Genomic DNA, 20,605 nt, shown 5'->3' on the forward strand with positions numbered 1-20,605 from the left:
CGAGGCGCATAGTGCCCTCCATGTATGGTTTGGTTTCAGGTGGTTTTATGAGAAAGAAAGTGATAAGCGCAGAGTTTGTCGAAATGCTCTGTGAAAGCTGCAAGCGGGGGTACATGCGAGTACTCCCCGGTGCAAGAGTTATTCATTCAAACCCTAAAATGTGGCAGCACTCATGCTCAAATTGCAGCACAGAAGTGTTTTACACTGTTGCATACCCCTGCATTGAGTACAGAGGTGAGACATTCATGCTGGCCAAGCATGTCAGGTTTCAAACCGAGATAACGCCGGTTCAGATGAGGGATGAATAGTTTATTATGCTGCAATCCTGTTGACACACAGCTCTGGCAGGTTGGCCCTGACCAGCGCATCAGCGAATTGCGGCGGTACCGAGTTACCAACGCGCGCCACTTGGTCTTTCTTGCTGACTGGCTTATCCATGTAACCGTCGATGATGTAATTCACCGGAAAGCCCTGCAGCGTGAACAGCTCCCTTGGTGTCAGCATTCGCATGCCGATATCCACAATCACCATGGTTTGCCGGTTCCAGGTGACTGTTACCAGCGCTATCCGCTCTTTGGTAGTAACGGTGGGCAGTGACTTGTCCACCGCACTCCAACGGCCACCGTTTGAGTAGTAACGCATCAGGAACGCAGCCACTTCGACCGCTCCGGCTTCCTGCTCCGGCGATAAACCACTTTCACCCGGGGCAACAAGTGTCAGGCGCACTTCAGCATGATGGGTGCCGCCCGCGGTGATAGTTGGAGTGCTGTCATTGGCTGCGCTGCTGACCATGTTGTTTCGCAGGTGGGTCATAAAGATGGCGGCTAGCTGTTGCTGACTGCCGGTGCAAGTGATGGTTGAACAGGAGTCTGTGGCACTGCGCGATACCTTGGTATTGAACCCGCCATTAGCCTGCACCATGACAGGCGCCACCAAGGCAGACTTGCCGCCACCGCCTGCCGTTATGGTGGCCGATGATTCGTTTGCCGCATGACTCACCGACTTACCAAACTGTCGCCCCACAAATGGCGCTGTTACCGGATTGACCAGGGCGAAGCTGCCACCTTTTGGGCTTGCGGTAATTGTTCTGGCCGACTCACGCACTGAGAAGCTGCGTTTGTTGGACCAATTGGCTATCTCGATGATGAACGGATCCGGCCGGTTCAATACTTCTTTTACCACGCCGATAGCGATACGCTCTAGACTGGCTTCTGCCAGCGGGCGCTTAACCCGGATCCCGGTTTCCTTGGTGTAAGCCTTTGCCTGCTCCGCATCCATGAAAATACTGGGGCAGGGCAAGGACAGGTCCAGCGCATCGATAGTCACCGGCCATGGTTGTAGCTCACCGCGCAGCACTGCTTCGCTGTGCGGGGCGCCGTGGGTTGGCTTTGGCCACACAATCGGCTGCTTATCGCAGCGAGCCACCATAAAGAAGCGTTTGCGCAGAGTGCCGGCGCCGTAATCTCTGGCCCTCAGTTCTTTGGTATCGAGCGTGTAACCAAGGCCTCGCACCAGCTTGGCCGTGTCTTTCCTGTCCAGCCCCAAAAACTCCGCACATTCTTGCAGTGCTGGGTGGTCAGGGGCTATGCCGGTGGTGAGCATGGCAATAAAACCCTGATAGGTTTCACCAGCCCGATCAGGATCCGGGTAGCACTTGCCCGATTTTTCGCAGGTGTGCAGCGGCCCCCAGGTTTTAAATTCTTCGACGTTCTCCAGCATCATCACCCGAGGGCGCTTCTTTAGGGCCCATCGGATAGCAACCCATGCCAGCCCGCGAATTTCCTTCTTGACCGGCACATTACCCCGAGCCTTGGAGAAGTGAGTGCAGTCAGGACTGAACCACACCAGGTCAACCGGATGACCGCCAGTGGCCGCAATAGGGTCAACATCAAACACTGATTCACAGTAGTGCAGGGTGTCTGGATGATTGGCGGCGTGCATTGCGACAGCTTCAGGGCTGTGATTGATAGCGATATCGACGCTGCGACCGATAGCCCAGCCCATACCTGTGCTGGCACCGCCGCCCCCGGCGAAGTTGTCAACAATCAGTGGACGCATACCTGACTCCGTTTTTGTAGCTGTTGGTTCTGTCTGCCGATGCAATGGCACCAACTATGTTATTGACAGTGGCGCTCACCTTGTAACCGGCCAAGTGCATCTTGTTTGCCAGTGCGCACAGCTCATCGCCAAACTCGTCAACTACGCTGGGATCCGCTTGACGGAACAGGCCGACTATTTCGGCTATTTCCTTTGGCCATACACCATTGCCAGTGCTGGTTGCTTGCTGCTGACTCATAAGCGCCATAAGGGTTTCACCATCCTGCCGGAGCTTTTCGCGGCTGATGTAGCCAATGCGTTCACCGCGGTAGGACTTGTCGAAAATACAGATGGCGGAGGCGAACGAGGCGCCGGTGTTCTTCTGATCATCGTCTGCCGGGATAAACCACTCTGGTAACTCGAAGCCGATACGGCCACGGATGAACACCACGCGATCCGCTTCTTCAGGCCACCAGACTTCTGATGTGGCCGCCTTGATTACTCCAACCATTGCGGCGCCTTTGTCGCGCTCAAGCATCACTTTGTCGATGATGTTGCGCATGCCCGTAATCGCCTGGCCATCTTCATAGCTTGAGCGACTATAAGGAGGGTTAAAGAAGCCCTTTCCGCCTGCCAAGTCCTTGGTCCAGTCTTGAACCAGGGCATTATCCTTGGCTGTATAGAAGCGGCCGCACTTGGCGTTATCACCATCGCTGAATAGGTCAATAACGAATGGGCCGAAGTTGGCAAACACGCCCCAGTAAAGCCAGTCTGGGGTGCGCCATTGGTCACCGACCTCTTTTAGTTTGTGGCATGGTTGCGCCTTTAGCTCTTCCAAGCGGCGGGCATAGTTGTTCATATGGATAGCCTCATTAAGTAAACTTGGTGCTGCTTCAGTTTCGGCTTCATCACTGAACCCCTCACAGGATTCAGTACAGGAGCCTGATTCTTGTTTTTTCATGCCGCGAAGGGTGTCTGCTATCTCGTCACGGCTGTGGTCTGCGAATTTCTGCACAACGGACAGCAAGCTGTTGCGACCTCGGTACATGATTTCTTTTGGAGGCCTTTTTTTAAGGTCTTGGCGCGGGTTTGCAATTGCGATGCAACCCAAAAACTGCTTGAGCATTTCTGGCTCGTCACGCGCAGCTAGTGCCACTTTGTTGACCGACTTCTTGATGCAGAACACGCAGTTTCCCAGGTGTTCTTCAATAGCAAGGTTAAATGGCATTGCATGCCACCAGTCTATTATCTCCGGCTTTGGCACATCCCAAAGCAGTGCCATATGGAACAGGTTTTTGGACTTCCGCTTCGAAATTACACGCTTAATTCTATCTACTGCAGTCTGAACAAGGGTGTCTTGGTGTGACTCAATAAAATTGAGGGTTTCAGATGCAGTTTCGTTGAACATATATCGATAGAGCAAAGTGATTTCTTCGTCATCCATACCTGCTATCTTGGATAGGATTTTGTAGTTTGAGTCCTCGATTTTAAGCGCGGTACCAACCAGCCTGGCTGGCTCATCAAAGCGTATTCCTAACCATGTCTCATAGTTCCCTTTGCCGTACGCTTCTTTGCAATAAAGGTCGAAAATCTCTTCTTTCATTGCTCGACTACATAACCCACCACCACTGACGTATGGAGTTCCATACTTCTGCATCACCCCAGAAAACGGCTCGCAGTCCGGGCCGATAATCTCCGTTCCGCCGACCTTATAGTGGTTAGCGGTACCGAGCGGGGTATCAAACACGCCACGCAAACAGACTAAGTTCAGCCCAAAATATTCATCACATTGCTTGATGAACTCATAGGTTGCTGGATGCTCAGCTCCGGTATCGCAAAAAATGAAATCGACATTTTCACGGCCAAACTGTTCAACCGCTAAAAAACACAGGTAAGCAGAAGTCCTGCCGCCTGAAAAGCTAACGACCTTTTTCATTGGAAAACCTTTGAAGTTGTCAGTTAACTGACTTGAATTTATTTAACTGGAGTGGAGTTAACTTGTGGGACTGGAACGCGCAGAATCTTGCGCTCACTGAGGTGGCAGTAATCAATCTCTTTGATAGCTTCAACCGTTGCGGCTACTTCTTCGAGCTTGCTCATGTCGCGTGACAGGTTGCTTTTATCAAGTCCGAATCGTGCCGCTGCTCTCTCCTGTGGCAGCCCATTGACGTATATTTCACGCAGTGCGCCAATGACGGCCTCAGAGCGGATCTTGGTGCGTGAAAGCAACAGCTCAAAGCGCTTTTCCGATTCTCCGCCAGGCAGCAGGTAGTTCATTTGGCGCGGTTTGGTCATGCTGCCTCCTTGCCCTCTGCGCGATCTAAGCGTTCAATCTCTGCGAGGATTAACGCCGCAGCTTTAACTAAGTCACGGCGAGCCGTTGTTGGTTTCCACCAAGTTTCGTCAAATGGCCATGTGCCAGGTGTGCATAAACGCTCCTTGCTTTCACTAAATGCGCTAGACAAGCAATAGCAGCTGGCTGCCATTGCTAATAAGCCATGCCGATAATTATCATCATGTTCTGGCATCCAACCTTCTGCCGATACTTGGCGTTGGCGCTCTGCGATAACATCAAGTTCAGCTTGAGATGGAGTCGGCACAAAAAACATGGCAACAGGGCCATGTTCGGTGTCGTGAATGCTCAGCAAGAAGTTGCCGGCTTTGGAGCAGTGCGGGTACCAATAGCTGATATCGGCGTCTCCTGCCTCAAAGTAACGGTCAGCAACTTCTTCTGGGGCGTCACCATCCATCAGTTCAACAACGATTGTGCCGTTGTTCTCTTTAGCCCAATCGTTAACTTGTTCTATCGTGGTGCCTTCATCCCACATAGGTAAATCGGGATGTGTCCAATAGCCGCAGTCGTCGCGGACTACAGGTGCTTGCTTGATGTTGCTCATACTTCCCCCTAAATCTCTAATTGCTTATTGAGTTCGCGGTCTTCGAGAATATCTTCGATCCGCCGGCGAACCTGGCCGCGTTTCAGTTGAGCTTGCTGGACTTTAGCGGACTGTCGCATGTCGCCCAGAACGTGGCTGTTATTGAAGCCGCCAACCCGGCGACCAAAAGCTTCATCAAGTGGTGACATCGCTATCTCCAGTCCATTCTTTCCATTCGATAACCTGCGTACCGCGCTTTGTGTATTTGCCCATGAATGCGCGATACATGATTTTGAGGGAGGCTGCTTCACCTGGCTTTACCAACTTCATAAACTCACGGCAACGACCAGGTGTGCTGAGGTCGTGGCTAAGCTGCTTTGGCCTTGCGATTAGCAACTGATGCTCAATTTCCTTTTTGAGTTCGGCCTGATACTTAGCTTCAGTTTTTTCCTTCCTTTGCTTGCCCCGGCCTTCGGTGCGCTTCACTTTTCGAAGTGCAGCAGCTTCGGCCTGAGCTCTGGTTACACCAAATACCCTGAACATAATCAGCCCCCCATCATTAACCTGTGGATCTGCTTTGCGTGGTTCACAGCAATTCGCTTCTTGCTCGTGAAACGTCCACCAACAAGCGCCCAGCCATGCTTGAATGCCTTGACTGTAGCGCTGCCAAAAATGATATCCCCGCGCTTGCACAGCTGCTCGCTCGGGCATTCAATGGCGCCCATTTCAGGAATGGCGCCAAGTGTTCTTCCTCGGCCCATTGCTGTGCCCCCGTTTAGTAGTTAATGACCAAGGCGCCAAGCTCACCTTTGACAGCCGCGGTGATTACCGCCTTGGCTGTCTGTTCATCGAGGCCAAGCGCTTTGAGTTTGCTCAGCACATCGTTGTTTACAGCCTTGCGGTGAGCTACGTTTGATGCTCTGCGTTCTTCTTCCTCACGCTGCAGGCGATCAGCTTCAGCTTGGCGCGCTGATTCTTCCTCGGCCTTTGTGAGCTCATCTAACTTGGCTTGAACTGCGTCATAAACCTTGTCGTAAACATCCAGTACTCGCCCGGACTCTTGGCCTGTTCCGATAGTGAAGTCAGCCCCTGCGATAGCCTGATAAAACTCCGAGGCATCGACCCGAGTTTTGATGCTACCTATTTGAGATAGCTTGTCTGTGAGGTTGGTAATGGCCGCATCTGCGGTCATTCGGTGCTCATTTGCCAGCTGTTCCTGGCGCTCGCGCTCGACTTTATCCGCTTCGGCCTTGGCCCTTTCATCAGCAGCTGCTTTGTCGGCAGCTTCTTTGATTTCGCGCTGGCGCTGTGCCTCGGCTTCTTCCTCGGCTTTTCGAGCTTTGTCTGACTCAATGATCGCGACTTCAAGAGATTGCCGCAGGTCACGCAGTGCGGCGTCCTTCGCCTGTTGACCGGCCTCTTGAAAATCTTCAAATGACTCATCCACAGGGATTTCTTGTACCTCGGCAATGATCTCGTCGATAAACGCTTCACGCTCGTGGACGTCGATACTGAGCAGCGTCTGGCGCATAGACTGCACTTGGTCGCCAAACTCATCGACCATGGCTTGTAGCCGCTGGGCTCTGGCTTTCTGTTCTTCTTCCCAGTCAGTGAGAGGCTTGCGCACGTCATCGCGCAACTTGTCGCAGTCATCAACAAACTTGCGCATGTGAGTCTCAACTGGCTTTACCGATTCCTTGAGGTGTTTGAGGTAGGCGCGGCCGGGCTTTTCAATGACTTTCTTGCTGCGGCTTACCTGGGCTGACAGAGAAGCGATGCGGTCGCGGCCTTTTTGAGTTGTTAAGTCCGGCACTTCGCTGGTGGCTTCGGTGCGGATGTGTTCAAAGTAGGCGTCCAGTGCGCCAGCTACCGAGTAAAGTTTGGGGCCCAGTTCGACGGCTTTGGCCTCTGTGATTTCCTCGATTGGTACAGGAAGAGTGGTTTGCTCAGTCATTGATTGCTCCTTGCTGCAATAGACAAATACATAGCGCAGCGCACTCGATTGTGAGCGCACTCTGATATGCAGTTGTTGGAGAGGTGTCGCCCGGCTCTTGGCCGGGCTTGTGGTGGGTTAGGCTGGGGTGCCTTGGTTGGCGTTAAGTGAAAAGTAAACTTCCATACACGCCTTGGTGTCAGCCATGGCGGTGTGCGCATCTTCCAGCGTCTTTCCGGTCAGCTGTTCAAAGCACTTGGACAACGCAGTACTTTTGCCTCCAAACTTCTTCTGAAAAAGGCGCATGGTGCATTCAAAGTCGTCCTTCTGCGCCCAGGCTTCTTGGACTTCTTCGCTGTAGCCGTAACGCTTGAGCCCAATGCGAATAATGCGTTGATCGAATGTCTTGTTGTGGGCGCTTCGCTTATCCGCCTTGCTCACCAGTTCAAGCAGTTTGTCCAGCGCATCGCGTTCCGGGATGCCTTCGGCGAGAGCTCGCTCAGTGGTAATGCCGTGGATAGCAGCAACTTCGTCAGGGATGATCCAGCCGTCAGGCTTCACTATCACTTCAAACTTCTCGAGCGTTTCGCCTGTTTGGTCATCGGCGAGAATGCAGGCCAACTGTACAAGGTGCGGCTGGTGTTCTGCGTCGCTTGGTGACTTCCAATCTGGAAGACCCGTGGTTTCTGTGTCTAAGAATGCGATTTTCATTGGTGATCCTTGTGGCCCGACATACGCCGGGCTGTATGGGTAGAGGTTATGCTGTCGCTACTTCGCCTGTTTCGGTGTCGACCGGAGCTGTTATTTTTAACCGCTGGCTATTTAGCGCTTTCTTGAGCTGTTCACCTTGCTCCTTGCTAAATTCGCCGTTATTTCCAGCCTTAATTGCAGCTTCTTTTACTTCAGTGAGTGACTCCATGTCTGTGCAGTCACGTACTGCGAGTGCCAGGCGTTGAAACGTATCACTTGTGGCTTTTGGATCCTGTTCAGCAATAGTTTCAGCACCCTGTTTTGCTTGCTGCATTGCGCTGTATACGTTTTCCTTCGGGGTTATATCGTGCTCAGCAGGTGCTTGTTCGAGCTCGTCAACTGAGTAGACACCAAGGATTGCTGCCGGACAGTACAGCCTCGCCCATCGTTTGACTGCCAAATATGACAGTTGCTGTTTTGGATCCGAGGCCCAAAGTGTTGAATTTCGCACTTGTGCTTGTTGAAGCATTAGTTCCAGCATGCGTGGATTAGACTCACCGACCAGAGTGTTGTAGATCCGGACTCCACAACCAACTTCATCTTCTCCGCTCCATCCAGGAACGTGATAAGCTTTGCCCTTGTCATTGGTCTTGCTTATAAACTTCCCGAGTACTCTTTCCCATGGCCCGAAGAATTCGTAATGAAACGCACCTTCAACCATGCCTGAACTCGTAACTACAGAGTTTACTAACTGGGCTTCATATCCCATGGTGCCGTTTACAAGGTGGGTCTTTTGCGCCACTGCAAATGGATTCATTTTCCACAGCGCAGACTGCATCACTATTGCCATGCAGTCTGCAGTATTGCCTTGAAGATGGACTGGTACTGTAGCCTTTCCGCCGGCCATTGTTTCCGCCAGGCGATACATTGCCTCCATCACTGGTATGTTAACCATCAAGTCGAATGAGCTAGCCGGGGCAGGGGCCGCTTGCATTTGGTTGTTCATGCTGCATCGTCCTTATGTTCGAGATTCATTAATTCAGCTTCGAGGTATTCAAGCTGCTGCTTTTCCCACTGGCTGAGGCTGACGCTTACGTGGTCTGTGGTGTACGGTGGCCAGACCCCGGTATCAATACATTGCTTGATCCCGCGCAGGCCTTTGCGGTACTGAAGATATCCAAGGCGCTTGGCGTCTGCATCCATCACTATTGGTGCTGTCACAACGAATGGACTGCTTGATTCAATAGCGAGGAAAACGAACATTTCAGCGCCAGCAACATCGGAGTACATAGCATCCTGAATGTGGTAGCCCAGCTTTTTAGCATTGCGACTGAATGTGCTTGGCTCGCCATCAGCACATGTTTTGAGGTCAGTTATAAGACGGCCAATGGTGTAGTCTGGCCGCACCTTGATAACCAAGCCTGTCTCTTGGTCACGCTTGAATATACTGCGCTCACAAATGCCACCTGTGATGAGCTCGCGCAGCGCCTTCGGCTTTTCTGCATTGAGGATAATTTGCACATCATCCCATTGGTTAGCTGTCAGAACCGTTTGCCCGGCAGCTTCAGCAGCTGCTTTGCATTCGGCCCACTTGTTGCCATTGCGCACCTTGATTTCATCCGGTTGGCGGATAAAAAACTCATTTAGACGCCATGGCTCTAGCAGTGCGCAGTGCGCAGCCTTGCCAAAGTCGAAGTACGCTTTTTCAGTTTCACGGCAGATACCCAGGTTGTACTTGGCGTGATATTTCTGAGGGCATTCCAAAAACAGCTTTATCTTGCTGCAGCTAACGCCAATTGAGCCGTGATAAATCTCGTCACTGAGGTTGTCGATTATCAGGTTTTCACCTGGCCTCAGTTGCTCCAGCCTGGCGTTGAGGCTTTCGATGGTCCAAACCGGAGCTGCATTGGCTATTGGCGCAAGGTCAAAGTCATCCCAGCTATCCCAGGTATCATTGGCCGCTTCCTGATCCGCATTACTATTGCCAGCTACCGCGGCAGCTGGCAGTTCAGTTTCATCTGGCTCTGGTGCAGTTTCCGGCGCGACTTCAGTGCACTTGATTGCGCGCTTGAAGTCGGTGCGGACGTAACCCTCAGACTCCAGATTTTCAACGGCCATCAACTCGGCTTTTACTCGAGTATCAGCTTCAACTATGTAGCTGATAGAGACCAGTCCACGAGCCTTTCTGGCCGCGGCCATGGGTTCAAATGTCAGTTTGAATTGCATGAATTTAACTCCTTAGAATCGGTTGATTCTGGTGAAACATTCGACTCTTGAGCTAAGCGGTCAGCTATTTGCTTTGTGTGCCTGTAAGACTTGCCAAGTCGCTTAGATATCTGAGAAACACTTAACCCATTACCAAGCATCATCTTCACTTGGTTTTCAAAAATTTGAGACACAAGTGACTCTCTCCGATTCATCAAAAACCTCCTTCACGTTCTGCGCGCACTAAGTCGGGCGCTATCAGACTTGCAACACGGTCAATTTCGACCTGGACCATGGCCTTGAACTCGCGTGCATCATCAATCGTGAAAACCTGGGCTAGAGCCTCAAGCGCTTTGGGCTCAGGCAGCACTGTTTCCAGTACTGTCTCAATGTCGTGACCTTCAACTTCACCGCCGTTGGAGATAGTCTTGGCTATCCACTCGGCCTTTGCAGTTATCGCCTCTTGTTCCAGTGAATCGTTTGCAGAGGCACTGGCCAGCATGTCAGTCAGATAATCACTGGCGGTATTTGCATTAAGCAGCATCTTGCACCTCCACAATCTCAATACTGTCGATAGCCTTGTTGATTAGATTCATTCGGTATCTACCGCGCCTATCAACAATGGATATCTGTGGTAATTTGCGGTCGTGACCGGTTAGCCTGATATGCGCTTCACCGTCGACAATTTCCAACATTGCAAGGAATTGTTCATCGTATTGCCGTATGCAAGCGATGAATCCGAAAAAACGGCTCATGAAATCGTCGGAGAACATCCCCAACAGCGCCATTTGAGAAATCAGCAACAGCTTCTTTTTCACGCGTGGATTTCGCTCGACATTCTCGCCAACTGGAACCATCAAAATGGCAATAGCCAGCCGATGGAGCAGGGCGCGCTCTCCAGTAGTCATGGTGATTTCCTTGTGATTTGGTTGAATGATGTTCCGCTAGGTCGCCACTGGCGCGGATCAGATAGAATAGAGTGCCGGTTACGTCATCCGGCGGCTTGCTCCCGTCTTGTCGTCGCCTCGGCCGCTTATAACAGGGTGTGAAGGTCGCAAGCCTCTTCACTGCTCTACCCGCGCTTCTTGATTTATCTAACCCTGACTGGATGCGAAGCCAGCTCCCCTCAACTGGAGGACTCGGGGCACAGTCACTACCTGTGCTTATAGGTGGCCGCTCCTAACGGCTACTGATTACATAACAAGGTCCTCAGTTAGTTGTCTGGATGGATGCTTCCAGTAGCATTGAAAAAGAGGGGCAGACCTCCCAGCCTGCGTGGAGCTTGAACCTGCTTTCACAGTTTGGGCTCTAGGCGGTATCGGCATTCACGGCGCCGCCTCGTTGCTCCGCGAATACCAGACCGTTAACCGCGTCACCCGGTAATGCGATGGTAAGTTGTTTAGCGGCTTGCGCGACTATTAAGAGATTCGCCAACTTACAGCGCTATCTGTCATCGCATTGGCGAAGGTGATTGTGAGGGAATCGAACGCGCTCAGCGCCCACCGAATGGCGTCAACCATCAATCACCTTCCCAATGCGCCCTGTTGCCAGGGGCACTGTGTTCCTACCTCACCGCCGGAACTGGGCGGGGTTGTGCGCGTTGCGGGTCGTGCTCTCAGGGCGGACTCAAGATCCTTATCAGCCAGCCGGTTTTTCCGGCCGTTGTTTGCCTATCTGAGCAATCTGATACCCGGTCGCCGCAAGAGGCGCACAAGTCTATTTACGCAGATTTCTGTCCTCCGCTGCGTGTTCCTCGGAGTGACCTAGTTTGGTTCCCTCATTCGTGAGGGTGCCAAGGTTAGTCGTTCATGGGACTGATTGTTAAAGAACGTGCCGCCTGTGCGACCGAATCATTATTGCGATTCGTTAACGAAACTCTAGTTGCGTGAAAGAAACATGTCAAGAAAAAAGTTTCTATTACGAAAGATTGCTGCTAAAGTTGATTCGCACTTGAAATTAGTGTGCATTTTTTGACTAACGTGAAGGAGTAGTTATGCAAATAGGACAGACCCAGGTAGGTACTGAACTGAAGTCAACAGCGTCAAAACAAACTCAGCAGGGTAACGAGGTTGTTAAAACTCGTGAAAAAGCTGATACAATCGGAACGGTTTCCGAACGAGATACTGTGACGATTTCGTCTGAAGCTTTGAAAGCATATGAAGACGATAGTGTCAGCGTGCTGGGCAATGGCTCAGGAACAGAACCACCAAAAATGGACACCCAGGGAAATGGATCCGGGACCGAGCCCCCAAAGATTGACGGGACCAGCGGCGACGAACCTCCCCTGGAAGAGACTGACGGCAACGGTTCTGGTACTGAACCACCAACCATAGGTTAATGGAGTAACACGATGAGCTGGCAGGACTTGGCTTACAAATTGGACGATGTTGAGACGCTGATTTCATTCTTTCTTCTGAGCATATCGTTCTACTTTTATAGAATTACCTCCAACAACATAGCGTTAGCTGTGTGGGTTTGTAGTAACTATCTAATGGAACGCTGGGCGCAGATCATGCTTGAAATGGCCAAGACGGACGCCGTTTTAGTTCGCCAGCTCTGGTACTCGAGTTTTATAACTGTCGACGTTATCGCAATAGCAGCAATCTACATGATTCACACAAAGATGAAGATTGAATTCACGCGATTCAGTGAAATGGTATGTGCATCATTTTTCTTCATGGCATGCCTGCAGCTTATGAGATACGTTGACAGGATGGTGTTAGATGCTGATATAACAACAAATATTTACAAGTATGGAATACTGACGTTTTCAATGACACCCATGTTTTTAATGGTGCTGATCCTGTCAGCTGCAGCTATCGAATATTTAAGGAAAAGGATTTCAGTATGAGCTTTGTTACCGTGGCAAATGTATTTCTAATGGCGTCATTCATTCTTGTCGCTGGATGGATCATGATCCAGATTGCACAGCGCAAACAGTTCGCGAAGAATGAGGCGAGGGCGCACAGGCTAATTATGATGCGGGCTGCTATAGATGAAATGCCGCCAGATCAGCGCAAGGTCGCTGCAATGGAACGATGGCGCGAGGATGTAGCGATATATGCAGACGAAATGAAACGAAAAGATATGGTGAAAAACGCAGGATCTGCAGTTAGACTTATCATAGATAACGAGGTCTAACACCCGCAGGCATGGAAGCAAATGAATAGATTCATCATCACGGCGGCCGCAATGGTCGCTCTGTCAGGTTGTACCGCAAAGCAGCAAATCACCCATATTGGCGCAACAGCCAAGCCATCGAATGTATGCATTGTTAAGCATGACGCCGTAAGGGACGGAGTGCTTTCAGCTATTCAATCGCAAGTGAAAAGCTATGGCATTCAGCCAATCGTCATTCAAGGAAACTACGTTCTGCAGCACAACATGTGGCAGCCTTATTGGCAAATTCCAGAAGCTCAGGCTGCAAACTGCCAGTCTATGCTTTTCTACGTTGCAAACTGGAGCTGGGATATCACCACCTACATGTATTTCGCCAATCTCTGGATGACAGACTCCAGCGGCCAAAATGTTATTGCGCAGGCGACGTATGATGCCGGCAGCGTGGTTTCACCAAACAAGTGGATTGATGCTGAAGACAAAATAAGAGAATTGGTTAGCCAGATGGTGAGATAGGGCTATCCTACAAAGCGGTCCTTGTTTTCCTGATCAATGATGTTGTCAGGCATTCTTTTCTTGAGCTGAGAAGTCATGTAGTCACCGACAACTGATACCGGCACGCCTTCTTTTATTTCAACCCAATTCAAATCAATTAGGTCAATAATCATTGAGCTGGCTATGTGGTTTAACTGTTCGACAGTTAGCCTTGTTTCGCGTTCCTTCCTAAAAATTCCAGGAATAAACAGTTCATGATCTTGGAGTCCTGGCTCAATTGTTCTGAGCACTGACAACAACGAGTCGATTTTAGACATCAAAAAATCATGATCACCTTTAAGCACCCTGGACATGAATGTTTTATTCAGATCCGCTCCGATGCTTTCAGCTATGTCCACGATGTTTGACGGCCTCAGTTGGTGCTTCTGCATCACATCGGCCAGGTTGTCTGAAACGACCTGAGTCAGCATGTTTTTCCTAACAATTCTTTCCAAGTAACCGCAATTATGGTGTGAAAGTTGCGCCAACGCAAGAATTTATCTCGCTTTTGGTTCTGAGTATATTCGCTGTTGCGAAAACGAAACTATGGGACTATCATGCCAATAATGTTTCGTTAACGAAATTCGAGGGCCAGAGGATGCCAGATAAAAAAACCATGATTAAGCAGCTCAAGAAGATGATGAAGACCCGCGGAAAGCTCAACGCGTTCTGTAAGTCACATGAGCTCAATTACAACTATGTGTATCGCGTAGCTGAAGGGCTGATCAGCAATCCATCATTTGAGCAGGGAAGGAAAATAGAAATGGCCCTGGCCAAGGAGCTGGAAACCAGCGCGGCTAACGCAAAAGGTAAAGAAAAGGTAGAGGCATGATTTGTATCAAGGATTTGCTTGAGCCTTTGGCAACCCCTTCAAAGGGGCTTGCAAGGGGCTTAGTAGAGCCTTTGAAGCCTTGTTTTGAAATCAGAGGTGCCAGGCATGCGTGACTATAGCATTGTGAAGCCAAGCTTTTGGCTTGGTAAAACCGGGAAGTCAATCCGGGGTAATGCTGAGGCCCAGGTTGTTGCTCTTTACCTTATGACTAGCCCCCATAGCAGCATGATAGGTGTGTTTCACTGCCCAGTGATGTATATCGCCTATGAAACAGGAATGACTGAGGAAGGGGCTTTAAAGGGGCTTCAAAGCCTCATCGAAGCCGGTTTTTGTACCTTCGATAGTGATTCTGACACCGTGTTTGTCGTGAATATGCTCCGCTATCAGGTAGGAGAGAACCTGAGCCAGCGAGATAACAGGGTAAAGGCAATCAAAAAGGCCTATAGCGACCTCCAAGAAACCCCACAAAAACAGCATTTTGCAATCAAGTATTGGGAGCTGCTTGATATACAAAAACCAGAAGGAGAGATAACCCCCTTCAAAGCCCCTTCAAAGCCCCTTCGAAGCCAGGATCAGGATCAGGAACAAGATCAGGATAAACAATATACGTCTCAAACCGGAAATCAAGAGGAGTATTCAACCGAGTTTGAAGAACTGTGGTCGGCCAGGCCAAGGAGGGAAGGAGCTGATTCAAAGAAATCCGCTTTCAAGGCCTACAAGGCACGTATTCGCCAAGGTGTTGGGCACCAGCAACTGATGAACGGCATAGAAGCCTATCGCCGCTATTGCGAAGCCAAAGGGCTTATCGGCACAGACAAGGTGAAGATGACGAGCACTTTCCTCGGGCCTGACGAGCACTGGAAGCAAAACTACACGATCACTTCCCATTCTGTTGGCAACGGCCGTTTTACAGAAAACTCCGATCCGCTTGGTTTGGACGATACGGGATGGGCTGAAGGAATGCATATCCTTGGAGGTGACAGATGAAACCCATTCAAACACTGATGCCTGAAGCAGCGGCCAATATCGGACTACCTGGCCAACTGGCAGAACGGCGCCATGCAACGGTCGACAGTGCAGTTGTCAGTATCGTTAACCAGACACTCAAGCGCTTAATGGCTGTTAAGCCTGCCTGGGTAGCCAGCCTGAAAGACGCCAAAGCGGTTGAGATTTGGAAGCGGGAGTGGACGACTGCTTTTGCAGAGCAGGGCATCGATACCGTTGAGAAGATTGAGCGCGGAATGACAAACGCAAGAGCTGACAGGCTTCCATGGATGCCTTCAGCCGGTCAGTTCGTTGCTTGGTGCAAAGAAGGCGAGATTGACGATGCTGAAGCGATCGCAGCGTTCACTCGCATGATTGACCGGAAGAAGCCGCTCAGTGATCCGGAGTATGCGGCTCGCCTCAGCTGTGAGTTTCATGTCAGACGATTACCAAGGGACTCAGCAATCAAAACGTGGACTGCAGAGCTTCGGCGATATGCTGCGATGGACGCCAGGGGGGAGCCCATACCGCGGCGTGGGGTGAAGTTGCTCAGCTGTAACACTGCCACTTCGCGCAATGAGTATCTGGAGGAGCTGCATGATAAATGCAGTTCGCCATCGCACGATCTGCAAATCCGGTTGTTGGGGATCCGTCAGCGGAGTAAAGCCAATGCGGACAGTTCCAGATGATGCGCCGGATTTTTACAGTGCGATCTGCAATGGGGAGCCTGAGCCTGCAACGCCAGTTGCATCAGAGCCGTCACTTGGCACCCCTGCTAATCCATTTCTTGAATACCCAAGATTCTATTTCTGCCGAGGGGGAGTATCTGACCGTAAGTTCGTCATGTCACGAATGGCGGTCATTCCTACGGAACACAAGCATGCTGTCTCATCCGAATATGAGCGACTGTTTGCCAACGGCAGAACAAGAGAGCAACGGCGTGCAGCAAATGAATACCTGCACGCCGTTGCGTCTGAATACAGGAGGAATTGAACAATGTTAGTCGTAGGCATTGATCCCGATTTGGAAGCCAGTGGTTTGGCTATCGTTAACCGCAACAAAATCGCAGAGCTGAAGAAGATGCCATTTGTTGAACTGATTGAGTTCATCACTGCGCTGGCAGCTGACAACGATGTGGTTGTGAAACTTGAAGACGTCAATCTTTGGAAAAGCGTCAAGAAGCGCCCGGGCACAAACGACCTCGTTATGCGCAAGATAAGCCAGAACGTCGGGCAAGTAAAAGCAACGGCCACGCACATTAAGGATTTGCTCAACAGCAAAGGCATAAACGTCATTCTGGTTAAGCCACTGCGTGGGCCGGTTAAACAAGCGAAAACAAACAGCGCCTATTTCAACAAGCTCACTGGTTGGAACGGCAGAAGCAACGAAGATACCCGCGATGCTGCATTAATCGCGCTATTTGGATGAGGTGGGTGGTATGGCTAAGTACAAAAATAAACATGTAGTTATCGATGCTGTTCAGTGGACTGGAAGTGCTAAATCTTTTGAAGAAATTACTTCTACATTCCCAGAAATGAAATGGGAACCAGGGCAGATGGTAACAAAGTCTTTCTATGTAAAAACTCTTGAAGGCCTGCATATCGCTTCAAATGGCGACTACATCATCAAGGGCGTTAATGGTGAGTTCTACCCATGTCAGCCTGAAATCTTCGATAAAACATACGAGCTAGTGGAGTAATAACCATGGCACAACGCGGAATTAATAAAGTGATCATTGTCGGCAACCTTGGTCAGGATCCAGAGGTGCGATACATGCCCAACGGCAACGCTGTGGCAAATATCACCGTGGCCACCAGTGAGTCATGGAAGGACCAACAGGGTCAACAGCAAGAGCGTACCGAGTGGCACAGGGTTGTTATGTACGGGAAACTCGCTGAAATTGCCGGTGAGTACCTGCGCAAAGGTTCGCAAGTGTATCTGGAAGGCAAGCTGCAGACCCGCAAGTGGCAAGACCAGAGCGGTCAGGATAAGTACACCACAGAAGTGGTTATTGATATGGGCGGCACCATGCAGATGCTGGGACGAAAAGATGGAATGCCTGCTAATGTCCAGCAGAACGCGCAGGGACGTGGTGGCTACCAGGACCCGGCGCACCAGCAGCAGTATCGGGCTCCACAACAGCAAAATACCGCTAACCAAGGGCAATATCAGCCCCCAAAAAGCCATCAAAAGCAGCAATCGGCACCACCTAAACAGCAGTCGTATACGCCTGACCTTGATGATGGTTGGGATGATGATATTCCATTTTGACTGATAAGGTATTGATGCGCCGATGGTTTTTAGTGTGGCGCACTGATTTGAAGTGTTGGATTTGATTAGAGTTAGGAGCCGCAGATGATTTCCATAGAAAGACTGTTCACCCTGACAGCTCAGAAAGCGATTTCACTTGAGCCGATAAACGGCCGTGGTGTATTCAGCGCTGAAGATGCTGCCGGTGTTATTGCCCAGGCCATGAAAACCTGCCCGGTCGGAGTCAGAATTCTGGAGGCGCGAATTGCCGGGAACAAGGGCGCGTCTTTGGAGCTTCGCGAGATTGTGAAGGACAAACTGATAGGCGAGGGCCGAGAGTCGAGCGAAGCAGCTGCCTTGGCCAAGTTGGTTGTGCATGAGGTTTGCGGAACGAAGGTTTGCCCCAAGTGCAATGGCAATGGGTTCAACATAACCAATTTCACCAAAGGGACCCGCGTTGACTGCCATGGTTGTAACGGCGTCGGGCAAATCATCCTCAGCTGTGATGACTTGGCTTACATGATGGGGCGCATTCTAAACTGGCGCATGACCAAAAGCCGCCGAGAGCAGTTTGTATCAGAGTATTACGATCAGTATTCGCAGGTTGTTGATTGGATGTACCGGGCAGCTGGTGATGCCGACAGTGAGTGCAAGCGGATCCTTAGACTGGTTGCTGAGCAGCAGGGGTGGGCGGCATGAGAAGGCAATCATTGACTCTGGCCATTGCTTACAGCGCAGGTCTTTCTGCCAAAACTGCTGCCAGAGCTATTAACGACTTCAACAATCTGACTAGGTATGTAGAGCAATGCGAAGCCAAGCGCCGCAACAAGTCAGACCGCAAGCGCAACCGTCAAAACAGGTGGAGGTAATGATGGCAGATATCGGCATCGAGACACCTGAAGAACGGGAAGCATTCGAGTTTATTGCCAAGCGCCAGAATGCAGCACCGAGCAATCCAGCTTGTAACGATGTATTATCCGATGCGGTCGAGGTAATACGAAGCTGCCCAACAACCAGTGCTGACGGAATAGCGAGAGCTCTGGCAAATGCCGGGCTTCTTGCTAAGTCAGTAAAGTGACAACTTTTAAAGGTGGTTTTATGAATGATGAACAATGGGCTGAGCTGCTTGAGGCGCGAATTGACTTGCAATCATCAATGGTTGAAAGATTAGCGGCTTCCATAGTCAAGAAAGAAGATGACTTGATTAAAATGGTTTTGGTTAATCGCGGCGTTGACGTTAGCGATCTGGAAGCGCTAAAGCCAAGATTGAAAGCAATTAGGCGCTATGGTGATACCTATCAAACTCTGTACTTAGATGGCGAAGCTATCTTGGAAATACACGATGCCACCATGTCTCACCATGACGGAATGATGACTTCCAAACTGCAGTATCGAGAATTTGATTCATCAAATCCCTGTTGACATAGAATAACACCACACTAAGATTGACCCATAGTGCGGTTAATACCGACTACAGCAGGCCACCACATCGGTGGCCTTTTGCGTTTCTGAGCCCTGGCATTCGCCGGGGCTTTTCTTTGGACTCCAGAAACAGGACTCCCGCAATGGTTAAATCAATCAACGTCGCTCGCATTCAGTCGTTGCTGGCAACAGTCACTTGTCATTGTCACGTTATCGAAGGCACTACCACTACAGTGGCTACTGCTATGCTGCCGATGGGCGAAGGCAATCACTTCACGCTGGCAACAGCTATCAGCGGCTGTGCTGATCCGCAGAAGTTCGACCCTGCTCTCGGGGAGAAATACGCCACTGAAAAGGTAATGGCCCAAGCCAACGAAAAACTGTGGGAACTCGAGGGCTACCGTTTAGCTTGTGATATATCGGCCCCAGTCATCGGTGACCACATCGACCGGATGATTGCTGAACACGGCGAGCTCACTTCACGCCTGGATAAACTCAATGAGTTTGTAAACGGGGATATGTTTAAATCGCTGGAGAGCGGGACCAGAACGCTGCTGAAGAAACAGCGGGACTCAATGGAAGATTATGCGGACTGTTTGGATTCTCGATTAAAAAAATCTGGTTGCATCCAATTCACTGGCGTCAATTTTCCAGAGCTCGTTGAATATTTTGGTGATGGTTCGTTGGTGGGTGAGCAGTTTGTTGCCCCAGCCGGTGATTCGCTGATGGCCGGAATGTGGGGGCGTAAGTAATGGACCGCTCCAACTTCGTTCGCATTGGCGACAGGCTGTTAAACAAGGGTGCGATTGTCGCCGTGAAGGTAGAGCAATCAAATTTAAGCAAGGGGCAGGTTAAAGAGTTTAGTGGCGTTGACGGTGAGACGGCTTTGGTTTCTGGCGTTTCTTGCAAGCTAAGCGTGTCGGTTGCACTTGCCAATGGTGAAAATGTTTCCTGCCTTGAAAGGCGTGTCAATGTAGAGCCTGTAAAATTCGGCACTGACAGTTTCTACCGGGCTGGTGGTCCAAGCGCTAAAATCATGCAGGCAATATTCTTGGAAGCTGGAAAGCGCTCTGCTGAAAAGTTAGTTCCCGTTATCGCAGAGCATGAACGTGTGTTCTTCGACTACCTTGCTTCTGGCGAGGATGTGCCTGCCGAGCATCCAGAGCAGGCACCAGCATGAAACTCAACATCCGCGCCTTTCTTCTCGCTGCAGGCCTTTCAGGCGCCGCCGTAACTGGCGGCGTTTTTATTGTGGATCAAGAAGAATTGGTACTTGGTACCTACGTTGACCCAGTTGGCATTGTTACTGAATGCGCCGGGCAACGGGCTGACGGACAGGAGCCTGGGCAACATCGCTCAATGGAGTACTGCCTGAATCAACTGGCCGACAATCTGGCGACTTATAACAGCCAACTGTTGCGCCTCACCGACGGGGTGAAACTTACGGAAGGCGAAAATGCCGCTTACCTCAGTTTCATCTACAACGTCGGCGCCGAGGCGTTCCGCACATCCACTTTGCGCAAAAAGCTTTTGGCAGGTGACCACATTGGGGCCTGCAATGAACTTATACGCTGGGTGTACTCAAAGGGCCGCAAGCTAAATGGCCTGGTTAATCGTCGTGCAAAAGAGCTCGCACTGTGTTTATCAAACCTAAAAGGAAACGCCAATGAACCCTTTGACACCCGGTAATAAGCGTTGTTACGGCGTTTGGCTCAGGGCGCAGGA

The 20,605-nt window shown here is 50.6% G+C and carries 29 protein-coding genes; 16 read left to right on the forward strand and 13 right to left on the reverse strand.

Going from position 1 to position 20,605, the window contains the following annotated elements; translation table 11 throughout:
• Positions 1-312 precede the first annotated feature (312 nt).
• The 12 genes from HCX89_RS09905 to HCX89_RS09960 all read right to left on the reverse strand — a co-directional run bounded on the left by HCX89_RS09905 (position 313) and on the right by HCX89_RS09960 (position 10,649).
• Entirely contained in the window at positions 313-2,058 is a 1,746-nt protein-coding gene (locus HCX89_RS09905; protein WP_167715879.1) for a DNA cytosine methyltransferase, read from the reverse strand.
• Entirely contained in the window at positions 2,039-3,973 is a 1,935-nt protein-coding gene (locus tag HCX89_RS09910; protein WP_167715882.1) for a phage N-6-adenine-methyltransferase, read from the reverse strand. Before HCX89_RS09910 ends, HCX89_RS09905 begins: the two co-directional genes overlap by 20 nt.
• A gap of 38 nt (positions 3,974-4,011) precedes the next feature.
• Positions 4,012-4,314 (reverse strand): PapB/FocB family fimbrial expression transcriptional regulator, encoded by a 303-nt coding sequence (locus tag HCX89_RS09915; protein ID WP_167716029.1) that lies wholly within the window; start codon positions 4,312-4,314, stop codon positions 4,012-4,014.
• Positions 4,315-4,328: 14 nt separating this feature from the next.
• The gene (locus tag HCX89_RS23085; protein WP_368039295.1) at positions 4,329-4,934 is read right to left on the reverse strand and encodes a hypothetical protein; all 606 of its coding nucleotides are present in this window, start codon (positions 4,932-4,934) and stop codon (positions 4,329-4,331) included.
• Positions 4,935-4,942: 8 nt separating this feature from the next.
• Entirely contained in the window at positions 4,943-5,122 is a 180-nt protein-coding gene (locus HCX89_RS09925) for a PA3496 family putative envelope integrity protein (RefSeq protein ID WP_129978528.1), read from the reverse strand.
• Complete coding sequence (locus tag HCX89_RS09930; protein WP_167715887.1) at positions 5,109-5,624, reverse strand: hypothetical protein; 516 nt, start codon at positions 5,622-5,624, stop codon at positions 5,109-5,111. The genes HCX89_RS09925 and HCX89_RS09930 overlap by 14 nt, the downstream gene beginning before the upstream one ends.
• Positions 5,625-5,688: 64 nt before the next feature.
• Positions 5,689-6,867, reverse strand: a complete 1,179-nt coding sequence (locus HCX89_RS09935) for a hypothetical protein (protein ID WP_167715891.1) — start codon at positions 6,865-6,867, stop codon at positions 5,689-5,691.
• 117 nt (positions 6,868-6,984) lie between these two features.
• A complete protein-coding gene (locus HCX89_RS09940) occupies positions 6,985-7,557 on the reverse strand; it encodes a 3'-5' exonuclease (protein ID WP_167715893.1) in 573 nt (190 codons plus the stop codon).
• A 46-nt stretch (positions 7,558-7,603) separates the two neighbouring features.
• On the reverse strand, positions 7,604-8,542 hold the full coding sequence (locus HCX89_RS09945) for a RecT family recombinase (RefSeq protein WP_217351527.1): 939 nt from the start codon (positions 8,540-8,542) through the stop codon (positions 7,604-7,606).
• The gene (locus HCX89_RS09950) at positions 8,539-9,762 is read right to left on the reverse strand and encodes a PD-(D/E)XK nuclease-like domain-containing protein (protein ID WP_167715896.1); all 1,224 of its coding nucleotides are present in this window, start codon (positions 9,760-9,762) and stop codon (positions 8,539-8,541) included. Before HCX89_RS09950 ends, HCX89_RS09945 begins: the two co-directional genes overlap by 4 nt.
• Positions 9,763-9,955: 193 nt before the next feature.
• Positions 9,956-10,285: a hypothetical protein gene (locus HCX89_RS09955; RefSeq protein ID WP_167715899.1), complete on the reverse strand. Its 330-nt coding sequence runs from the start codon at positions 10,283-10,285 to the stop codon at positions 9,956-9,958.
• Positions 10,275-10,649, reverse strand: a complete 375-nt coding sequence (locus HCX89_RS09960; RefSeq protein ID WP_045282840.1) for a hypothetical protein — start codon at positions 10,647-10,649, stop codon at positions 10,275-10,277. The genes HCX89_RS09955 and HCX89_RS09960 overlap by 11 nt, the downstream gene beginning before the upstream one ends.
• A 1,085-nt stretch (positions 10,650-11,734) precedes the next feature.
• Here HCX89_RS09960 and HCX89_RS09965 point away from each other — a divergent pair.
• Genes HCX89_RS09965 through HCX89_RS09980 form a run of 4 tightly spaced genes read left to right on the forward strand, consistent with a single transcriptional unit; the run spans position 11,735 to position 13,374 of the window.
• The gene (locus HCX89_RS09965) at positions 11,735-12,079 is read left to right on the forward strand and encodes a hypothetical protein (protein ID WP_167715902.1); all 345 of its coding nucleotides are present in this window, start codon (positions 11,735-11,737) and stop codon (positions 12,077-12,079) included.
• 12 nt (positions 12,080-12,091) lie between these two features.
• Positions 12,092-12,592, forward strand: coding sequence for a hypothetical protein (locus HCX89_RS09970; protein ID WP_167715904.1), 501 nt, complete (start codon positions 12,092-12,094; stop codon positions 12,590-12,592).
• Entirely contained in the window at positions 12,589-12,882 is a 294-nt protein-coding gene (locus HCX89_RS09975; RefSeq protein ID WP_167715906.1) for a hypothetical protein, read from the forward strand. The genes HCX89_RS09970 and HCX89_RS09975 overlap by 4 nt, the downstream gene beginning before the upstream one ends.
• Positions 12,883-12,903: 21 nt before the next feature.
• A complete protein-coding gene (locus tag HCX89_RS09980) occupies positions 12,904-13,374 on the forward strand; it encodes an Sbal_3080 family lipoprotein (RefSeq protein WP_167715908.1) in 471 nt (156 codons plus the stop codon).
• Positions 13,375-13,376: 2 nt separating this feature from the next.
• Here HCX89_RS09980 and HCX89_RS09985 read toward each other — a convergent pair whose 3' ends face one another.
• Entirely contained in the window at positions 13,377-13,823 is a 447-nt protein-coding gene (locus tag HCX89_RS09985; protein WP_167715910.1) for a hypothetical protein, read from the reverse strand.
• A 167-nt stretch (positions 13,824-13,990) separates the two neighbouring features.
• On the opposite strand from HCX89_RS09985, the gene HCX89_RS09990 reads away from it, so the two are divergent.
• The 12 genes from HCX89_RS09990 to HCX89_RS10045 all read left to right on the forward strand — a co-directional run bounded on the left by HCX89_RS09990 (position 13,991) and on the right by HCX89_RS10045 (position 20,569).
• Positions 13,991-14,224, forward strand: coding sequence for a hypothetical protein (locus HCX89_RS09990; RefSeq protein ID WP_144225498.1), 234 nt, complete (start codon positions 13,991-13,993; stop codon positions 14,222-14,224).
• Between the two features lie 105 nt (positions 14,225-14,329).
• Complete coding sequence (locus HCX89_RS09995; protein WP_167715912.1) at positions 14,330-15,211, forward strand: DNA-binding protein; 882 nt, start codon at positions 14,330-14,332, stop codon at positions 15,209-15,211.
• Entirely contained in the window at positions 15,208-15,897 is a 690-nt protein-coding gene (locus HCX89_RS10000; RefSeq protein WP_167715915.1) for a replication protein P, read from the forward strand. The genes HCX89_RS09995 and HCX89_RS10000 overlap by 4 nt, the downstream gene beginning before the upstream one ends.
• A 307-nt stretch (positions 15,898-16,204) precedes the next feature.
• On the forward strand, positions 16,205-16,636 hold the full coding sequence (locus HCX89_RS10005; protein ID WP_129978509.1) for a hypothetical protein: 432 nt from the start codon (positions 16,205-16,207) through the stop codon (positions 16,634-16,636).
• Positions 16,637-16,646: 10 nt separating this feature from the next.
• Positions 16,647-16,907: a hypothetical protein gene (locus HCX89_RS10010; RefSeq protein WP_167715918.1), complete on the forward strand. Its 261-nt coding sequence runs from the start codon at positions 16,647-16,649 to the stop codon at positions 16,905-16,907.
• A gap of 5 nt (positions 16,908-16,912) precedes the next feature.
• On the forward strand, positions 16,913-17,479 hold the full coding sequence (gene ssb, locus HCX89_RS10015) for a single-stranded DNA-binding protein (RefSeq protein ID WP_167715921.1): 567 nt from the start codon (positions 16,913-16,915) through the stop codon (positions 17,477-17,479).
• A gap of 84 nt (positions 17,480-17,563) precedes the next feature.
• Positions 17,564-18,157, forward strand: a complete 594-nt coding sequence (locus tag HCX89_RS10020) for a hypothetical protein (protein ID WP_167715923.1) — start codon at positions 17,564-17,566, stop codon at positions 18,155-18,157.
• 169 nt (positions 18,158-18,326) lie between these two features.
• Positions 18,327-18,536 carry a hypothetical protein gene (locus tag HCX89_RS10025; protein ID WP_167715926.1) on the forward strand — a complete coding sequence of 70 codons (210 nt, stop codon included), beginning with the start codon at positions 18,327-18,329 and terminating at the stop codon, positions 18,534-18,536.
• A gap of 20 nt (positions 18,537-18,556) precedes the next feature.
• Positions 18,557-18,880, forward strand: coding sequence for a hypothetical protein (locus tag HCX89_RS10030; protein WP_144406715.1), 324 nt, complete (start codon positions 18,557-18,559; stop codon positions 18,878-18,880).
• A gap of 143 nt (positions 18,881-19,023) precedes the next feature.
• The gene (locus tag HCX89_RS10035) at positions 19,024-19,632 is read left to right on the forward strand and encodes a Gp49 family protein (protein ID WP_167715928.1); all 609 of its coding nucleotides are present in this window, start codon (positions 19,024-19,026) and stop codon (positions 19,630-19,632) included.
• On the forward strand, positions 19,632-20,060 hold the full coding sequence (locus HCX89_RS10040) for a hypothetical protein (RefSeq protein ID WP_045282826.1): 429 nt from the start codon (positions 19,632-19,634) through the stop codon (positions 20,058-20,060). Before HCX89_RS10035 ends, HCX89_RS10040 begins: the two co-directional genes overlap by 1 nt.
• Positions 20,057-20,569, forward strand: a complete 513-nt coding sequence (locus HCX89_RS10045) for a lysozyme (RefSeq protein ID WP_167715930.1) — start codon at positions 20,057-20,059, stop codon at positions 20,567-20,569. Before HCX89_RS10040 ends, HCX89_RS10045 begins: the two co-directional genes overlap by 4 nt.
• Positions 20,570-20,605: the final 36 nt, after the last annotated feature.

This window comes from Shewanella sp. Iso12, assembly GCF_012030025.1.
GTDB classification, from domain to species: domain Bacteria; phylum Pseudomonadota; class Gammaproteobacteria; order Enterobacterales; family Shewanellaceae; genus Shewanella; species Shewanella algae.

Bases quoted from the DNA above. Each gene is read 5' to 3' on its own strand.
- HCX89_RS09905 (WP_167715879.1), bottom strand. From the start codon at position 2,058: ATGCGTCCACTGATTGTTGACAACTTCGCCGGGGGCGGCGGTGCCAGC.
- HCX89_RS09910 (WP_167715882.1), bottom strand. From the start codon at position 3,973: ATGAAAAAGGTCGTTAGCTTTTCAGGCGGCAGGACTTCTGCTTACCTG.
- HCX89_RS09915 (WP_167716029.1), bottom strand. From the start codon at position 4,314: ATGAACTACCTGCTGCCTGGCGGAGAATCGGAAAAGCGCTTTGAGCTG.
- HCX89_RS23085 (WP_368039295.1), bottom strand. From the start codon at position 4,934: ATGAGCAACATCAAGCAAGCACCTGTAGTCCGCGACGACTGCGGCTAT.
- HCX89_RS09925 (WP_129978528.1), bottom strand. From the start codon at position 5,122: ATGTCACCACTTGATGAAGCTTTTGGTCGCCGGGTTGGCGGCTTCAAT.
- HCX89_RS09930 (WP_167715887.1), bottom strand. From the start codon at position 5,624: ATGCCCGAGCGAGCAGCTGTGCAAGCGCGGGGATATCATTTTTGGCAG.
- HCX89_RS09935 (WP_167715891.1), bottom strand. From the start codon at position 6,867: ATGACTGAGCAAACCACTCTTCCTGTACCAATCGAGGAAATCACAGAG.
- HCX89_RS09940 (WP_167715893.1), bottom strand. From the start codon at position 7,557: ATGAAAATCGCATTCTTAGACACAGAAACCACGGGTCTTCCAGATTGG.
- HCX89_RS09945 (WP_217351527.1), bottom strand. From the start codon at position 8,542: ATGAACAACCAAATGCAAGCGGCCCCTGCCCCGGCTAGCTCATTCGAC.
- HCX89_RS09950 (WP_167715896.1), bottom strand. From the start codon at position 9,762: ATGCAATTCAAACTGACATTTGAACCCATGGCCGCGGCCAGAAAGGCT.
- HCX89_RS09955 (WP_167715899.1), bottom strand. From the start codon at position 10,285: ATGCTGCTTAATGCAAATACCGCCAGTGATTATCTGACTGACATGCTG.
- HCX89_RS09960 (WP_045282840.1), bottom strand. From the start codon at position 10,649: ATGACTACTGGAGAGCGCGCCCTGCTCCATCGGCTGGCTATTGCCATT.
- HCX89_RS09965 (WP_167715902.1), top strand. From the start codon at position 11,735: ATGCAAATAGGACAGACCCAGGTAGGTACTGAACTGAAGTCAACAGCG.
- HCX89_RS09970 (WP_167715904.1), top strand. From the start codon at position 12,092: ATGAGCTGGCAGGACTTGGCTTACAAATTGGACGATGTTGAGACGCTG.
- HCX89_RS09975 (WP_167715906.1), top strand. From the start codon at position 12,589: ATGAGCTTTGTTACCGTGGCAAATGTATTTCTAATGGCGTCATTCATT.
- HCX89_RS09980 (WP_167715908.1), top strand. From the start codon at position 12,904: ATGAATAGATTCATCATCACGGCGGCCGCAATGGTCGCTCTGTCAGGT.
- HCX89_RS09985 (WP_167715910.1), bottom strand. From the start codon at position 13,823: ATGCTGACTCAGGTCGTTTCAGACAACCTGGCCGATGTGATGCAGAAG.
- HCX89_RS09990 (WP_144225498.1), top strand. From the start codon at position 13,991: ATGCCAGATAAAAAAACCATGATTAAGCAGCTCAAGAAGATGATGAAG.
- HCX89_RS09995 (WP_167715912.1), top strand. From the start codon at position 14,330: ATGCGTGACTATAGCATTGTGAAGCCAAGCTTTTGGCTTGGTAAAACC.
- HCX89_RS10000 (WP_167715915.1), top strand. From the start codon at position 15,208: ATGAAACCCATTCAAACACTGATGCCTGAAGCAGCGGCCAATATCGGA.
- HCX89_RS10005 (WP_129978509.1), top strand. From the start codon at position 16,205: ATGTTAGTCGTAGGCATTGATCCCGATTTGGAAGCCAGTGGTTTGGCT.
- HCX89_RS10010 (WP_167715918.1), top strand. From the start codon at position 16,647: ATGGCTAAGTACAAAAATAAACATGTAGTTATCGATGCTGTTCAGTGG.
- ssb (WP_167715921.1), top strand. From the start codon at position 16,913: ATGGCACAACGCGGAATTAATAAAGTGATCATTGTCGGCAACCTTGGT.
- HCX89_RS10020 (WP_167715923.1), top strand. From the start codon at position 17,564: ATGATTTCCATAGAAAGACTGTTCACCCTGACAGCTCAGAAAGCGATT.
- HCX89_RS10025 (WP_167715926.1), top strand. From the start codon at position 18,327: ATGATGGCAGATATCGGCATCGAGACACCTGAAGAACGGGAAGCATTC.
- HCX89_RS10030 (WP_144406715.1), top strand. From the start codon at position 18,557: ATGAATGATGAACAATGGGCTGAGCTGCTTGAGGCGCGAATTGACTTG.
- HCX89_RS10035 (WP_167715928.1), top strand. From the start codon at position 19,024: ATGGTTAAATCAATCAACGTCGCTCGCATTCAGTCGTTGCTGGCAACA.
- HCX89_RS10040 (WP_045282826.1), top strand. From the start codon at position 19,632: ATGGACCGCTCCAACTTCGTTCGCATTGGCGACAGGCTGTTAAACAAG.
- HCX89_RS10045 (WP_167715930.1), top strand. From the start codon at position 20,057: ATGAAACTCAACATCCGCGCCTTTCTTCTCGCTGCAGGCCTTTCAGGC.